Source organism: Clostridium sp. CM027 (assembly GCF_024730565.1).
GTDB classification, from domain to species: Bacteria; Bacillota; Clostridia; order Clostridiales; family Clostridiaceae; genus Clostridium_AD; species Clostridium_AD estertheticum_B.
In genome coordinates this window covers 1,493,020-1,509,238 of record NZ_CP077725.1, presented here as the reverse complement: position 1 = coordinate 1,509,238, position 16,219 = coordinate 1,493,020, and the positions used below count along the sequence as shown (strand labels likewise).

Annotated in this window: 17 protein-coding genes and 1 tRNA gene; 12 read left to right on the top strand and 6 right to left on the bottom strand. The window is 32.0% G+C overall.

Annotated features, from left to right (window positions below; all coding sequences use genetic code 11):
* The first annotated feature begins 225 nt into the window (after positions 1 to 225).
* The gene (locus KTC92_RS07255; protein WP_258280734.1) at positions 226 to 1,221 is read left to right on the top strand and encodes a M28 family peptidase; all 996 of its coding nucleotides are present in this window, start codon (positions 226 to 228) and stop codon (positions 1,219 to 1,221) included.
* Between the two features lie 178 nt (positions 1,222 to 1,399).
* Here the strand turns inward: KTC92_RS07255 and KTC92_RS07250 are convergent, their stop codons facing one another.
* Complete coding sequence (locus tag KTC92_RS07250; protein ID WP_220287613.1) at positions 1,400 to 3,637, bottom strand: excinuclease ABC subunit UvrA; 2,238 nt, start codon at positions 3,635 to 3,637, stop codon at positions 1,400 to 1,402.
* A 539-nt stretch (positions 3,638 to 4,176) separates the two neighbouring features.
* On the opposite strand from KTC92_RS07250, the gene KTC92_RS07245 reads away from it, so the two are divergent.
* The 5 genes from KTC92_RS07245 to KTC92_RS07230 are packed head-to-tail and all read left to right on the top strand — an operon-like array spanning position 4,177 to position 7,200.
* On the top strand, positions 4,177 to 4,764 hold the full coding sequence (locus KTC92_RS07245; protein ID WP_309137251.1) for a helix-turn-helix domain-containing protein: 588 nt from the start codon (positions 4,177 to 4,179) through the stop codon (positions 4,762 to 4,764).
* 3 nt (positions 4,765 to 4,767) lie between these two features.
* Positions 4,768 to 5,037 (top strand): effector binding domain-containing protein, encoded by a 270-nt coding sequence (locus tag KTC92_RS18585; RefSeq protein WP_309137250.1) that lies wholly within the window; start codon positions 4,768 to 4,770, stop codon positions 5,035 to 5,037.
* The gene (locus tag KTC92_RS07240) at positions 5,038 to 5,496 is read left to right on the top strand and encodes a GyrI-like domain-containing protein (protein ID WP_220287615.1); all 459 of its coding nucleotides are present in this window, start codon (positions 5,038 to 5,040) and stop codon (positions 5,494 to 5,496) included.
* A gap of 1 nt (position 5,497) precedes the next feature.
* The gene (locus KTC92_RS07235; RefSeq protein ID WP_220287617.1) at positions 5,498 to 6,454 is read left to right on the top strand and encodes an ABC transporter ATP-binding protein; all 957 of its coding nucleotides are present in this window, start codon (positions 5,498 to 5,500) and stop codon (positions 6,452 to 6,454) included.
* Positions 6,445 to 7,200 (top strand): ABC transporter permease, encoded by a 756-nt coding sequence (locus KTC92_RS07230; protein WP_220287619.1) that lies wholly within the window; start codon positions 6,445 to 6,447, stop codon positions 7,198 to 7,200. Before KTC92_RS07235 ends, KTC92_RS07230 begins: the two co-directional genes overlap by 10 nt.
* 433 nt (positions 7,201 to 7,633) lie before the next feature.
* Here the strand turns inward: KTC92_RS07230 and KTC92_RS07225 are convergent, their stop codons facing one another.
* On the bottom strand, positions 7,634 to 7,837 hold the full coding sequence (locus KTC92_RS07225) for a recombinase family protein (RefSeq protein ID WP_216304650.1): 204 nt from the start codon (positions 7,835 to 7,837) through the stop codon (positions 7,634 to 7,636).
* 463 nt (positions 7,838 to 8,300) lie between these two features.
* Here KTC92_RS07225 and KTC92_RS07220 point away from each other — a divergent pair, with 463 nt between their 5' ends.
* The 4 genes from KTC92_RS07220 (at position 8,301) to KTC92_RS07205 (ending at position 12,150) form a co-directional block, all read left to right on the top strand.
* Positions 8,301 to 9,731, top strand: coding sequence for an aldehyde dehydrogenase family protein (locus KTC92_RS07220; RefSeq protein ID WP_220287620.1), 1,431 nt, complete (start codon positions 8,301 to 8,303; stop codon positions 9,729 to 9,731).
* Between the two features lie 199 nt (positions 9,732 to 9,930).
* Positions 9,931 to 10,674 (top strand): acetoacetate decarboxylase, encoded by a 744-nt coding sequence (locus KTC92_RS07215; protein ID WP_220287621.1) that lies wholly within the window; start codon positions 9,931 to 9,933, stop codon positions 10,672 to 10,674.
* Positions 10,675 to 10,972: 298 nt separating this feature from the next.
* Complete coding sequence (locus tag KTC92_RS07210; protein WP_220287622.1) at positions 10,973 to 11,419, top strand: DUF2268 domain-containing putative Zn-dependent protease; 447 nt, start codon at positions 10,973 to 10,975, stop codon at positions 11,417 to 11,419.
* Complete coding sequence (locus KTC92_RS07205; protein ID WP_220287623.1) at positions 11,416 to 12,150, top strand: MerR family transcriptional regulator; 735 nt, start codon at positions 11,416 to 11,418, stop codon at positions 12,148 to 12,150. The genes KTC92_RS07210 and KTC92_RS07205 overlap by 4 nt, the downstream gene beginning before the upstream one ends.
* A 225-nt stretch (positions 12,151 to 12,375) precedes the next feature.
* Here the strand turns inward: KTC92_RS07205 and KTC92_RS07200 are convergent, their stop codons facing one another.
* Entirely contained in the window at positions 12,376 to 12,873 is a 498-nt protein-coding gene (locus tag KTC92_RS07200; RefSeq protein ID WP_220287624.1) for a GNAT family N-acetyltransferase, read from the bottom strand.
* 356 nt (positions 12,874 to 13,229) lie between these two features.
* Between KTC92_RS07200 and KTC92_RS07195 the strand changes: the two genes are divergently transcribed.
* Together KTC92_RS07195 and KTC92_RS07190 are read left to right on the top strand one after the other, a co-directional pair.
* Positions 13,230 to 13,913, top strand: a complete 684-nt coding sequence (locus tag KTC92_RS07195) for a helix-turn-helix domain-containing protein (protein WP_258280733.1) — start codon at positions 13,230 to 13,232, stop codon at positions 13,911 to 13,913.
* Positions 13,853 to 14,764, top strand: a complete 912-nt coding sequence (locus KTC92_RS07190) for an IS3 family transposase (RefSeq protein WP_309137249.1) — start codon at positions 13,853 to 13,855, stop codon at positions 14,762 to 14,764. The genes KTC92_RS07195 and KTC92_RS07190 overlap by 61 nt, the downstream gene beginning before the upstream one ends.
* Positions 14,765 to 14,856: 92 nt before the next feature.
* Here the strand turns inward: KTC92_RS07190 and KTC92_RS07185 are convergent, their stop codons facing one another.
* The 3 genes from KTC92_RS07185 to KTC92_RS07175 all read right to left on the bottom strand — a co-directional run bounded on the left by KTC92_RS07185 (position 14,857) and on the right by KTC92_RS07175 (position 15,975).
* Positions 14,857 to 15,468: a hypothetical protein gene (locus KTC92_RS07185; RefSeq protein ID WP_220287652.1), complete on the bottom strand. Its 612-nt coding sequence runs from the start codon at positions 15,466 to 15,468 to the stop codon at positions 14,857 to 14,859.
* A 112-nt stretch (positions 15,469 to 15,580) separates the two neighbouring features.
* Positions 15,581 to 15,874, bottom strand: coding sequence for a hypothetical protein (locus KTC92_RS07180; RefSeq protein WP_220287649.1), 294 nt, complete (start codon positions 15,872 to 15,874; stop codon positions 15,581 to 15,583).
* Positions 15,875 to 15,890: 16 nt separating this feature from the next.
* Positions 15,891 to 15,975: transfer RNA gene (locus KTC92_RS07175), tRNA-Leu, on the bottom strand.
* Positions 15,976 to 16,219 lie beyond the last annotated feature (244 nt).

The following is a 16,219-nucleotide window of genomic DNA, read 5'->3' as shown; positions in this document are numbered from 1 at the left end:
TTGTGAACAGGAGTTATCTTTTTTTATTGGCCATTCTAAGGGGGTCATTTTCAGGATTGCAGCTAAATCTTGAGAAAACAAGGATTTTATATTGTAAAGATGATGATAGAAAGGGAGATTACCCAGATTATAAAATTTCGTTTGAGGACTATTTACAGAAATGATTGAATAGCCATAATAATATTGGAAAGAATTATAAATATAAAACTGTTAGGAGGAATTTATATGAAGCCTATACTAAAATTAAGTGTTATATTGGCCATGGTTCTAACTTTTTCATCTTGTTCTTCTCCAGAAGTTAGCCAAAATTCTAAGACAACTACTGGAAACCATGGACAATCAGTACAAGTATCGCAGGTTCAAACTCCTGTAAAGATTCCAACTATTAAAGAAACAGTTGCTACTTTATGCTCAGATGAGTTTCAGGGGAGATTAACTGGCTCAAAAGGAAATGAAAAAACTGGCGAATATATTGTGAAAACTTTTAAAGACATAGGATTAGACCCTTTTTTTGATGATAGTTATTATCAAAAATATTATCTGGGAGTTAACAGCAGTTATAGAGGCGGAGAAAATAATATTAAACTTAAAATGGTTAATAATGTTGTAGGAGTTATAAAAGGTAAAAAAAGCGAAAATGCAGTAGTGATATCAGCTCATTTTGATCATTTAGGATATGTGGATGGAACAATTATTAGGGGAGCATTAGATAATGCTTCGGGGGTATCAGCCTTAATAGAAGTAGCACATAAACTAAAAGAGAAATCTAAAGCAAAACCATTTGATACGGATATAATTTTTTGTGCCTTTAATGGAGAAGAAGTTGGATTAAAGGGGAGTCAAGCTTTTGTCAATGCTGTTACATCTACTAATTATAATTTCTATAACATTAATATAGATTGTGTAGGAGCTAAAAAAGGAGGAAAACTTGCTCTAAAGAATAAGAACGAGCTTTCCAATAAGTTATATGGCGCAGTAAAAACTGCTTTTAAAAAGGATAACATTGGATTTGCAGATACTGTGGTGCATGGTTTAAGTGACCATGTCAATTTTCAATCTATGGGGATTCCCAGTGTTTTTATAGCACAAGAAAATGTTGAGAATTTAGTCCATAAACCCACAGATACTCCGGACACTTTAGATTATGGGCAAATAGATAAAATTGCAAATGCTATAAGTGATTTTATAGGGGCAAATGATGGAGTAATATTTATACAATAGTTATTGTTGAAAAAGGAGACTAATAAAAAACTATATTTATATTTCATCACAAGTAACCCCATATCTAATGATATGGGGTTTAATATATTTAGATTATATTGATGTTCTGAATGTAACACTAGAATTTGTACTGTATGTTATAATAACAATATTTAGTAAAATGCACTTTATCTCTAAACTATATATATTTAGCAGTAAGAGATTCTTTACATTTAGTTAACTCTAAAGGTGTCCCCTCAAAAATTACATTTCCGCCTCTTATACCACCCTCTGGTCCAAGATCTATTATCCAATCTGCGCTCCTAATAATATCCATATTGTGTTCTATTATAATAACAGTATTTCCATTATCAACAATATTTTCAACTATGCCTATGAATTTTTCTATATCAGACATGTGAAGTCCAGTTGATGGTTCATCCATAACATATATTGAACCATTTTTATGTAATTCGTTAGCAAGTTTCAACCTTTGGCATTCTCCACCGGATAATGTATCAAGTGTTTGACCTAAAGTTAAATATCCAATTCCCATTTCTTCTATTGACTGTAACTTTGTCTTAATTTGTTTATTATTAAAAAATACTAAAGCTTCCGAAACAGTCATATCTAGAACATCTATTATTGTTTGATCTTGGATAGTATATTCTAAAACTTCTTTTTTGAACCTTTTACCAGCGCATTCTTCACAAGTGTTTTTAGTATTCTCCATAAAAGCAAGGTTTGTTTCAATTATTCCAGTGCCATTACAATTTTCACAGGCACCTTTTGAATTATAACTAAATAGTGATGCATTGACGTTATTATCTTTTGCAAAGCCCTTTCTTATGTTATCCATTATTCCACCATAAGTGGCTAGGCTTGATCTAGAATTTGCGGAAACCGCACTCTGGTCAATTAATATAACATCTTTATTTTGATTTGGAAATTCCTGTTTCATAAGTGTACTTTTTCCAGAGCCTGCAACACCTGTTATAACCGTTAATACCCCCTTGGGGACCTTAACTGATATGTTTTTTAGATTATTTGTATTGCAATTATTAACTTCTAGATATCCATTAGGCTTTCTTGTAACTTTTTTAATTGAAAGACTACTCTTTAAGGCATTTCCTGTAAGTGTGCCAGATGTGAGTAATTCATCATAGCTTCCTTCAAATACTATATTACCGCCTTTGGTACCTGCATATGGACCAACATCAACAACATAATCAGCGATTTTTATGACATCTGGATCATGTTCAACTACAATAACTGTATTTCCTTTATCTCTGAGCTTTTGTAATAGATCATTTAATTTATGAACATCTCTTGGATGAAGCCCAATACTTGGCTCATCAAATATATACAATAAATCTATAAGATTACTATTTAAATGCTTAACCATCTTTATGCGCTGAGATTCACCACCTGATAGTGTTGAAGTCTCCCTATCAAGGGTTAAATATCCCAGGCCTATATCAATAATATTATTGAGTTTTTCTTTTATACTATCAATTACCGTGGAGACTTCTTTAAAATTAATTTCGTCTATAACATTAATAAGTTCATCAATTTGCATTGACATAAAATCTGAAATGTTATAACCATTAATTAAAGAACTTAATGCTTCTTGATTTAGTCTTTTACCGTGGCACAGAGGGCATTCTGCTGACATCGTTAATTTACTAAGCTTTTTCTTTGAAGCCTCAGACATTTCCTTATCACTATTTAAATATGATCTATTAAACTTTAGAATTAACCCTTCATAAGTTATATTCATTGTTCCAATAACATTTACTTTTATCTTTTCAGGGGGGCCATATAAAAATTTCTCTAGTTCCTCATCTGTATAATCACATAGCTTCTTATCATTATCGAAAAAGCCAGATTCAGCAAATATTTTCCATGGCCAAGAACCAATACCAAACCCAGAGAGCAATATAGCACCTTCATTAATTGATTTATTTTTATCTAGAATTTGATCCATATCTACAGTTAGTTTCATGCCAAGGCCCTCACACTCTGGGCACATACCACTTATATCATTAAAAGAAAACTTATTTCGTTGAGCTATATGAGGAATAGCTATTCTAGAAAAGAGCATTCTAATGAATGGGTTAATATCTGTAATCGTTCCAAGGGTTGACCTTGAACTCGCACCAATTCTTTTTTGATCAATAATTATCGGTGTAGATAAATTTCCTATATATTCAGCTTTCACTTCGCCATACTTTGGTAAAAAGTTTCTAATAAAGGCACTAAACGTCTCATTTAACTGACGTTTTGCTTCCTTTCCTATTGTATCAAAAACAATAGAGGACTTTCCTGAACCAGATACCCCAGTAAATATAGTGATTTTTCTTTTAGGTATATTTAATGAAACATTTTTTAAATTATTTTCTCTACATCCTTTTAAGATTATAAACTCTTCCTTCATCTTATCTCCTCCATCGATCATTCTTCTGTTGCTCTTACTATATCTACATTTATATCTAGTGTTTCTATAACTTCTTTTAAATAATCCTAGTTGCCAACTTTTATTTGATAAAGCATTTTAAATATAGACATCATACCATAATTTAATTATATAACATTAATGCAACCTATAAACTCGCTGGAGAAAAATCTATGATCGTTTGGGGTAAGATGGATTAATAAATGAACTGCGAGGTAAACATTTAAATACAAGTGTTACCCAAGATGAATTGCCGAATAGCGATAAGTTAAAAATATAAAATAGCTTTTATAGTATAATTAAGTAAATGATTTAATAATGAGTAATTTCAAGTAAAGCCGTCCTAAATAAGAGTTATCTGAAATTTACATGTAAATTTAAATAAAAAGTTTATTATAAATTCAATTGTGTATTAAGTATTAAAAAATTAGTTTACAAATCTGGACATCAAAAGAGAGGCTTTATAATTTACATTGTGCTAAACTTTTATATAAGAAGAAGGGGTGGTAAAAGTGAAATGGATGAAACAATTAAGTGAAGTAATTGATTATATAGAAAGCAATTTAACTGGTGTTATTTCCTATGATGAAATTGCAAAAATGGCTTGCTGCTCCACTTATTATTTTCAAAGAATATTTTCTTACGTTGCAGACATTCCCTTGTCCGAGTATATACGCCGTAGACGTATGACGGCAGCAGCGCTTGAATTACAAACAAGTGATAGGAAAGTGATGGATATCGGTTTAAAATACGGATATGAATCCCCAACATCCTTTAATCGAGCATTTCAAAGTGTTCATGGTGTCGCTCCAACTGTTGCACGTACAAAGGGAACATTATTAACCGCTTATTCACCTATAAGTTTTTCAATTTCAGTTATAGGAGGTGAGAATATGAACTATAGAATTGAAACAAAAGAAACAATTAGAATTGTTGGGGTTAGGACAGCATTACAAGAGGATATGGACCAAAACCAAAAAAATGTTCCCGTATTTTGGAATAGGATGCTTGAAAGTACGTTATTTTCTGAAATTTGTGGACTTATAGACAAAGATCCACATGGTATTTTTGGTGTCACAGCCTATACAAATCCACAAAATATCTATTAATATATTGCTACTCCTACGGATAAACCTGTACCTGATGGAATGTTTGAGTTTGAGATACCAGCTGCCACATGGGTGGTCTTTGAATGTAACGGTCATTTTAAGGAATCCGTTCAAACTATATTTAAACGATTTCTTACAGAATGGCTTCCAGTTTCAGGATACGAATACGCTGAACTTCCTGATATAGAAGTTTATCCTGTTAGCGATAAAGGCTCAAAAGGCGGTCATGCAGAAGTCTGGATTGCAATTAAGAAAGAGAGAAGTGAAGAATAAATGGATTATCAAATTGAAATTAGAGATATCGAAACTATTAGAGTGGCTTTTATGAAGTATAAGGGAGTTGTCACTGAAGCAAGTAAAGTATTTCCCAATGTGTTTAAGTCTATTCAGGGCAAATCAAATGGTGCACCATTTTTCTGCTACTATGTGGTGGATCAGAAATCAAAAATGGGTGAAATGGAATTATGTGTTCCTACTGTTGAAACACCAAACGGGAATGGTATTACAGTAAAAGAACTTCCGCGGATAAAAGCTGTTTGTGCTACTCATATCGGTTCTTATGAAACTATGAATTACGAATATGAAGCAATTGACCGTTATGCACGGGAAAATAACCTAACATTACAGCCTCCGTTTAGGGAAGTCTATATCAAGGGTCCGGGAATGTTTTTGAAAGGCAATCCCCAAAAGTATATTACAGAAATACTATTCCCGATTAAAGAGGAGGAATAGTATGTCTGCAATTGTAATTGATAAATTGGTTAAACAGTATAAGAACGGCGTCAAGGGCTTAGACGATTTAAGTTTGGAAGTAAACTGCGGAGAAATTTTTTCTTTGCTTGGACCAAATGGTGCAGGAAAGTCTTCGCTTATCAACATACTAACAACACTTTACAAGCCTACATCTGGAACTGTAACCATGTTATGTAAAGATTTATGCAAGGAACCCGCTTGGATTCGTACACAGATTGCCTGTGTTTCACAGCGCGTTTCTATTGATGATCACCTATCTCTTATGGAAAATATGATATTTCAAAGCAGGCTCTACAAGGTGGACAATGTTACAGCAAAAAAAAGGATAAACATCCTTATTGACAGTTTCGGACTGTCGAAGTATTTGAAATACCCGGTTGCTTCCTATTCCGGCGGAGTAAAGCGTCGATTGGATATTGCAATGAATATGGTATCAATGCCTAAAATACTTTTTTTAGACGAACCAACGGTTGGTATGGATGTCGCTTCCAGAAAGGCCATGTGGGAAATCGTTCAAAAAATCCGGGATGATTTTAAAACAACGATTTTTTTGACCACCCATTATCTTGATGAAGCTGATCAACTTAGCGATACAATTTGTATTATGAAAGAAGGCCACGGATTGATACAGGAAACTCCTGGAAATCTGAAGCAATATATAAGACAAAATATACTCCGCATTGGTTTTTATGAGAAGAAAAAAGCGGAAGAATGTGCGGAGATACTTGCTAAAGCACATATACTTCCGTCAATAAACATCCGTAAATACTCGATTTTTGCGGATGCTGGAGATGATCGAAAAACTTTTGAAGATATTAACAAGTGGCTTCTGGAAAAGAGGGTCTCTTTTGAGGCGATAGAAATAGTACAGCCCAGCCTTGAAGATGTGTTCTTGAAGTTAACTGGGTATGGCGAAGAGGTGAGTAAATGGAGATAATAAATATATTATGGCGCAATATAAAGTGGCGATTTCAGAACCCTATTTCAATACTACTTACAATTATACAGCCTCTTATTTGGTTAGTATTATATAGTTCAATCGCGGAACAGTCCATGAAGAATATATCAGGCGGCAACTATACTTCGTTTATGCTACCTGGTATCATGGTGCTTGTTACACTCGCATGCTGTAGTAGCGGCGGTTATATCAATTTTATTATGAAATCCAATGGTAGCTTCTACAGGATATTGATAGCGCCTGTAAAACGAAGCTCCATTGTTCTGGGACAAATACTGGAAGCAGTTTTAGTTTCATTTATTGAAATAGCCATCATGCTTGTTCTATCTATATTTTTGTCAGTACGTATTGCATCTGGATTTATTGGATTGTTTCTGATGATACCTCTTATTTTTCTTACGGCATTTTTTATGTCGGGGTTATCTTATGCTATTAGTATGTGTTTGCCCAATGAAACAATTTATGAAACCATCATGAATCTGATTGTACTTTCCATCTTCTTTACAAGCACAGCATTATTTCCCATGGAAAGTATATCTGGAGGCTTAAAAATTGCGGTAATGATAAATCCTTTCACTCATATTATAAACTGCCTGCGGAGTTTGATTTTGGGAACTTCTATTGATTGGCAAAACTTATTACTTGTGACAGTGATATTTATCTGTCTTTGCTCAATCAGCTTTGTATTGGCATTTTGGAAACTGAAAAAAGAAACTGTTAATTAATTAAAGTGATTTACGTTAGAGTTAATCACTTGTTTTACAAATTTCATATATTTCGTCGCAAGTAATCCTATATCTAATGCTATGGGATTACTTGGCTTTAAGTGTATAGTGATATTCTAAAAGTAACACAATACCAATTGAGTTAATTTCACATTGAGGCTATAGAGTAGATATGAGCATAGGTGTAGCATCAACATTTTCGAATTCATTGGCTGTACCCTAATTAGCAATAACATCTCTTATTCCATAATTATTCAGTATGATTCTTCTTATAAATTTTGTTGTTCTGTTATAGCTTAAATCTTACATTACATATTGAAAGATATATCAATATGTAATTAATTTATCACTTTATTTTAGTTCTATTGAGTTGACAATTTTAAATTAGGTCTACCCAACTTAATTCCCTTCTCATTAGCATTCTTTAGTACCTCTATAACTCTACCATGTATTTTTTTCCTTTCCTTGTTAATACTTTATACTGTTTTCTTTCAAAGTCCTTACCACTTGCTCTATCCTCGAATGTAACTTTATATTCAATGTTATTAGATACAGCATATTGTTCTAGGGCTTCATGTTGCCTGTCTGTGTTTTGTTCCTTGGTGCTAACTCTTATATAAGTATATATATTTTTCATCCTTTACAACTCCCACGAATTATTTACCATGATTTTATTGTAATGGGTACCATAAAACATATCAAACCACATTTGTTTAAATCATTAAAAATCTAGTTGCCTAAAAACTATGAATTTTTAGGAAGAATCATTCTTTACAGATCATATGATAAAAATATCTCACCTTAGTGTAGTTTGGTATCGTTTAAAATGCCTGTCATTACATTTATTACATTTATATACTGTTTTTGTCTTAATTAGTGGTAATATCCTATTTGTACAGAAATAAAACATCTTATTCACTAAAACATGTTTGTTATAAAATGAATAGCACTACGCCAATTTTTTATTGAATATCGATGGTTAGAAATAATTCTATACTATTATTATAATTTCCAGTTATCTTTATCATTTTGTAGTTAGTTGAAATACTAGAAATTCATTAAAAACTAAATGCAAAATTAATTATTCGAGGAGGAAAACTATGATGAAAGATGTATTAGTATCACCACAAACAAAAGATTTAAATGTAATAACAAATGTTGAAGGTACCGAATTTAAGCAAGCTAACAATGAGGGTTTATATTTAGGAGTGTTCGAAGACGTTAAAATTGCTATTGCCAAAGCAATATATGCACAAAAGGCGTTGACTATTTCTTATAATAAAGAAGATAGAGAACGACTTATAAGAAGTATAAGAAAGGCTACATTGGAAAATAAAGAGATACTCTCAAGAATGATTTTAGAAGAAACAAAAATGGGACGATATGAAGATAAAATATTAAAACATGAATTGGCAGCTAAATATACTCCGGGTACAGAAGATCTAACTACTACAGCTTGGTCTGGAGACCACGGGCTTACCGTAGTAGAGATGTCTCCATATGGGGTCATAGGTGCGATAACACCCTCCACAAATCCAACGGAAACTGTTATTTGCAATAGTATAGGTATGATAGCTGCCGGAAATTCTGTCGTGTTTAATGGACATCCAGGGGCAAAAAAATGTGTTGCATTTGCTGTAGATATGATAAATAGAGCCATCATCTCTTCTGGTGGTCCAGAAAATTTAGTAACTACTGTAGAAAACCCAACTATGGAATCCTTAGGTGTAATTATGAAACACCCATATATAAAACTTTTATGTGGGACTGGAGGACCAGGATTAATAAAAACACTTTTGAATTCAGGTAAAAAAGCTATAGGTGCAGGTTCCGGAAATCCTCCTGTTATAGTAGATGATACTGCAGATATAGAGAAAGCCGCAAAAAGCATCATAGAAGGTTGTTCTTTTGATAACAATTTACCTTGTATTGCAGAAAAAGAAGTGTTTGTTTTTGAAAATGTAGCAAATGATTTAATAAATAATATGATTCAAAACAATTCTGTACTTCTAAACAAAGAGCAAGTATCAAGGTTATTAGATTTAATACTAATAAAGAAAGATGAGAAAAGTTATAATTGCAACAAAAAACTAGAATATGATATAAATAAAAAATGGGTAGGAAAAGATGCAAAATTATTTTTAGATCAAATAGATGTAGAAGTCCCTACTAACGTAAAATGTATAATATGCGAGGTAGATACAAATCATCCTTTTGTAATGACAGAGCTTATGATGCCAATACTTCCAATTGTAAGAGTTAAAGATATTGATGAAGCTATAGAGTGTGCAAAAATAGCGGAACAAAATAAACGACATAGTGCATATATATATTCAAAAAATATTGATAATTTAAATAGATTTGAAAAAGAAATAGATACAACTATTTTTGTAAAGAATGCTAAATCCTTTGCTGGAGTAGGTTTTGGTGCAGAAGGATTTACAACATTCACTATTGCTGGACCTACTGGTGAAGGAATAACCTCTGCAAGAAATTTTACAAAACAAAGGAGATGTGTGCTTGCAAACTAACTTTTTAATGAAGCCGGTGCATTTACAAACCATGGCAGGGAGATACAACCATTGATGAAATTAATTTCGTGACAGAAGCAAATTTAATTATTCCAAATGATATAAAGATTATGGATGTATAAAAATTTGCATTTCAAAATATAGTACTTGTAAAAAAATGTGTTGATAGTAATAAATAAGAAAAGAGAGTGATCATTTTATGTTAGAAAGTGAAATATCTAACCACATTACAACACCACTTACTGCTCCATCATTTCCTAGAGGACCCTATAGATTTCATAACCGTGAATATCTTAATATAGTATACCGTACAAGTGCTGATGCCTTACTAAAAGTTGTACCGGAACCTTTATCTTTAGATTTAGATGAACCTTTAGTTAGAGTTGAAATGATGTATATGCCGGATGTAAGTGGATTAGGTGCTTATACAGAATGTGGCCAGGTTATTCCTGTAAGTTTTAATGGTATAAAAGGTGACTATTTGCATATGATGTATTTAGATAATTATCCGGCTATTGCCGTTGGTAGAGAACTTAGTGCCTACCCTAAAAAACTTGGTTATCCAAAACTATTTGTTGATTCAGATACATTAGTTGGTACATTAGATTACGGAAAATTAAGAGTATTAACTGCTACGATGGGATATAAACACCAATCTTTAGATATAAATGAGGCACGCAATGAAATTTGCCGACCTAATTTTATGCTGAAAATTATACCTAATTATGATGGGACTCAAAGAATTTGCGAGCTCATATCTACACAAATTACGGAGATTACTATAAATGAGGCATGGACTGGTCCTGCAAGATTACAATTATTCGATCATGCTATGGCACCATTTAATGACCTACCTGTAAAAGAAATAGTATCCTGTTCTCATATTCTTACGAACTTAACCCTTCCTACGCCTAAAGTTGTATATGATTATCTAAAAAAATAGTTATAATATATCACTGCATAAAAAAATATCACCAACTGACAGGTGGTATTTTTTTTGCATTTTTAAATAATAGATTTGTGGAATAAATTAAGGATATTCTAAAAAAAAGGTACTAACAAGGCAAGAGCTAGACACTCCTGATAATTCACATAAGCATCTGGTTATATTTTTAAAGATATATATTCAATAACTTCTTTAATAGTTTTAAAAGCATCACTAGATTTAATTTTGTTATTGACTCTAACGTAACGTAATAGTTTATTGTATAACTATACTAAAAAGAAAAGAGGTAAAAAAAGTGAAAGTTACAGCAATTAGATCCGATGAAATCTATAAAAAAATGATTTCCTCAAAGCTTGAGCAGCGAGATGACATCTATCGATATGAACTGATGAAACCATTTGAATTTAAGTGGTCATGTATTGGTATTCCAATTAAAGCGGATCAGTCAGGTGGTTACGATGTTGTTATGGCAAGCAGTATGGGTGGTGGATTTTCACCAAGCCAAATTAACAGGGAACGTTTGAACAATAATGACTTCAATAAACTTTCAGCATTTCTCTATGGCGATGAAATTATGGCCATGCGTGGTGTAAAGCCAGTTGGTATGCCTTATTGCGCAGGATATGCTTGTGGCTATTATCTAATCAAGCATTATCTTAAAAAGACGGGTAAAACAATATTTGAAGCTACAATTACACCAACTATTGATATTTTAAAGGAAACAGAGGATTTTTGGAATTGAAGATTAATGAAATTGCAAAATTAACTGGAGTTACAGTAAGAACACTGCATTATTATGATGAAATAGGATTACTTAAACCGAGCCAAATTACTGAAGCATGTTATCGCTTATATGATGAAAATGCCCTTGCTGAATTGCAACAGATATTATTTTTCAAAGAGTTGGAATTTTCGCTTAGTGAAATTAAGGATATTATTACAAATCCTACATTCAATAAAACAGAAGCACTAAAAAATCACAAAGAGTTACTTATTAAAAAGCGTGAACGAATTGATAATCTGATAACTCTTGTAGACAATACAATAAAAGGAGAAAATAACATGAGTTTTAAAGAATTTGATATGACAGAAATTGAAAGTGCCAAAAATAAATATGCAAAAGAGGTTAAAGAACGTTGGGGGAAATCTGATGCCTATATCGAAAGTGAGAAAAAATGTAACAATTATAGTAAAAATCAGTGGCAGGAAATAAACGAGGAATTCAGAGATATTTTAAAAGCCTTCGCTACCAATATGAATAATAAAGCTCCCGACAGCGAAGAGGTTCAAGCACTTGTTAAAGAGTGGCAGAGTTTTATCACAGCAAGATGGTACAACTGTACAAATGAAATTTTGCAGTGCCTTGGTCTTATGTATGTTGGAGATGAACGTTTTAAGAAAAACATTGACCAGAATGGTGAGGGAACAGCAGAATTCCTCTCACAGGCAATTGCAATTTACTGCACAAAATAAGTATAACTTTTAGTTGTAACCGGCAATCACAAAGGGGAAGATTTAGGCAAACTAAAAGGGTGAATTTCTTCCAGTTCAAAAACTAAGGTTGGTGTAGCGAACTATAGAATAATGGATATATACGTTTATAAAATTTGTTTTGGGGATATATGTATTAATGTGTATTTTGTAGGAAATATTGGCTGGCCCCTAAAACAATATAAAAACATCGAGAACCATCTGTACCTAAATTAATTTTAGTAGCATTAAATAGTCATCTTTTTTTTCAGCTATAATTTCAAATCCTACAGCCTTATACATTCTCACTGCATAATTACCTTTGGATACACTCAATGATGTTTGGCTGTATCCTTTTTCCTTCAAGTATTCTATCATCTTTTTCATCAAAGATGTTCCTATCCCTTGATTTTGATATTCTTTTATCAGCGAAATAGAAAACTCTGGGGTTTTATCATCTATGTTCCCATAGCCTTTTATTTCACCTGCTAAAATCCTAACCCATACAGCACCAATTATAATACCTTCAACATCTGCCACTAAGCAGTGATCGTCCTTCTTTTTAAGAAAATCATCGATGTATACACTAATTTCAGGTATTTTGAGTACCTCTCTTGTCAAAGGCTCACTTCCAACTGGTAGATATATTGCTCCAAACAACATCATTTCAAGTATATCAAGTTCAGTCTCTTTTATTTCTCTAATAATATATTTCTCTTTTCTCATTTCAAAATCACCCCACAAAATATTTATCCCATACTTAATTGCAATTTTCTCTTTTTGTCTGGAAATATTATACCATAATATACTTATATTATAAACCTATAGCATCTACTAACACGGACTGTATATAGAAACTGTCGCAAGGGGGTATATATATCGACCTAAAATACTCAACAAAATGGTTATAATATACCTTAGTTCACTTTCTAAAATAAAAACCGGAACTTTTAATTTAGGCCATGTTTAATAACAATGTTGATAATATGACAATTTTTAAGGGAAACCAAAAATGATATGCTCCCCTTATGGTAGACAGTTAAAATAATAAAACTGTTTACTATAAGGAGGGCTATTTTTTTATGGGAAGAAAATCAATTATATCAGACCAACAAAAAATTAAGGCTGTAACATCATATTTAAATGGAAAAGCTAGTATGTTAAGTTTATGCAACAAACTTCAAGTACATAAGAGTTCTTTTCAAAAATGGGTAATACGATATAAATCAGAAGGTGAAGCTGGGTTAAAACATTCTAGCAAAAATACTTCTTATACTGCCAAAATCAAGATTAACATTGTAAAAGAATATCTTGATGGGCATGGCTCACTGAATGATTTATGCATTAAGTATCATATTTCGTCAAATACAGTTTTATGCAATTGGATAAAGAAGTATAATGGTCATGAAAACATAAAATCTTCTGGAACAGGAGGAAAAATAATCATGACCAAAGGACGCAAAACTTCTTATATTGAACGCATTGAAATCATAAAGTACTGTATTGAAAACAATAACAGTTATAATAAAACTGTTGAAAAATATAAGGTATCTTATCCTCAGATTTATACCTGGATGAAGAAGTATAATCAGTTTGGTATTGAAGGGCTTTTGGACCGACGTGGAAAGCCAAAGGCTGAAGAGTTAATGACAGAAGATGAAAAGCTAAAAGCTCAATACAAGCTTTTAGAAGCACAAAATAGAAGATTACGGATGGAGAATGCTCTTCTAAAAAAAATCCAAGAGATAGAAAGAAGGCGATATTAAGCGAAGCTAGATACGAAGATACTTATCTTGCAATCCAAGAATTATCTAACAAAGATAAATTTCCTATAACTGAGTTGTGCATTATAGGCGGCGTTAGCCATTCTGCATATTATAAATGGCTACACAGAGAAAAAAGTAACCGAGTATTGAAAAACGAAGAATTATTAAAGCTTATTTGTGAGTTATATGAGGAAAAAGACGGTATCTTAGGCTATCGCCAGATGACGATTAAAATCCGTAGAGAATATAATAAAAAAGTTAATTATAAACGAATTTATCGTCTGATGCAGATATTAGGATTAAAATCCGTATGCAGAAAAAAAAGATATAATTATATTAAGTCAACTCCTGAAGTTACTGCAGAAAATATTTTGGATAGAAATTTTAAAGCAGAACAAGTCAATAAAAAACAAAAGGCTTATCTAAGTGCAATATTTGATTTAGGTGATAGAAGTATTGTTTCATATGTCATTGGTCATTCTAATAATAACCAATTGGTTTATCAAACCTTTAATCTTGCTGTTAAAGTATACCCTGATGCTAAACCAATATTTCATAGTGACCGAGGTTTCCAGTATACTTCAAAAATATTTAAAGAAAAACTAAAAAAAGCTGGAATGATACAGAGCATGTCGAGGGTTGGGCATTGTATTGATAATGGTCCAATGGAAGGATTTTGGGGAATCTTAAAAACAGAAATGTATTATCTTCATAAATTTGAAGACTATGAAAGCTTAAAGAAATCGATTGAAGACTATATAGAATATTATAATAATAGACGTTATCAAAAACGTTTAAAGTGCATGACACCAATGGAATATCAGCGATATCTATTAGGTAATGCAGCATAAATAAAGCGCCTACCAAATGATAGACGCCTTACATAAAATCTTTAATTATTTCCACTGTCTACTTGACAGGGGGCAGTTCAAAATGGATTCCCTTAATTTACATGAGAAAGCTCTTTATAGTACGCTAAAAGCAAATCCTTCTGATTTTCAGGGCAGTAAATAGTAATAGTACTTCCTATAGCGATAGTACTTTCTATAGTATATAACTTAAATCCCTTTTCATTAATAACTGGATATAATGTTGAAGTATCGTCACGAGCAGATAGTGAACTCATAATTTTGTCTAATGTTTCATCGGCTGACTTATACCTGATATTAGCAACTGGTTTCCCAAGCTCCCATGTATCCGATGAGCCTGAATATACTACTATAGCAACGTAGGTAGTACCATCCATTTTAAAATTCTCAATTCTATCACCATCATATCCCCAGTATACAATTTTGCCCGATTCTGCTATGATAACATCTTTTGAGCTACTTTTGTTTCCTGACCTCACTGCACCAATCCAACCAATAGGAATCAGCTCTATTAAAAGACTTATGATTAAAAAAATTATTGGAATAACAATATATCGTTTTTTAGTAGTCTTGCCTTTCCGCTTTTTTACTCTCCATATAATTATAAATATTACGTTTAGCATTATAAAGAACAATGCTAAAAAAAATACAACAACCATTATTAAGAAAAATACTAATCCCACCATTACGCCACCCTTCTAATTTGGGTATATACAGAAATTTATGCTTAATTCTATTATTGTATCCTCATTCAATTATACAATATAGTACTATAAATGAGCAAATATCATAACATCTTTATATATAAATTGCTTCTCTGATTTTAAAATCTTTTAACTTTGTATCAGAATGAGATGTGTGTGACTGAACTAAAAGATGTTTAGTCTTTTCAGCATCATTCTCTATGATTACCACGCTTAACCAACCATTTATCATACATTTAGAATATAATATCCACTTTTTAATATCTTTCTTAATGTTGATGATGAAATTTTCTGCGTAAATTGAACCTACAAAACTACCCCCTAAGCCTATTTTAACTCGCCTTAAATTACGAGTTGTTAATTTAATTAAAAAATAAAAAGCATTCATAAAATGAGTGTTTTTTTGGTGCAGATTACAGGAATCGAACCTGCATGCCGTAAAGCGCTAGACCCTGATTCTAGTGCGTCTGCCAATTCCACCACATCTGCATAAATGGTGAGCCTTATGGCAATCAAATTTCTACAATGTTTTGTTTTGCTTAAACTAAATAAAGAAAACCCAAAGTTAAATTAGTATAATAAGTATATTATAAACGTTTTATCTAATTCAGGATTATTATGTAACATAATCTGGACGTAAATTTAAAAAGATTTATAAAAAACTTAAAAATATTTAGTATTAGGGGACTCGGATTTGCAATTCTCGTGGCTATTATATATAGGGCTTAATTAA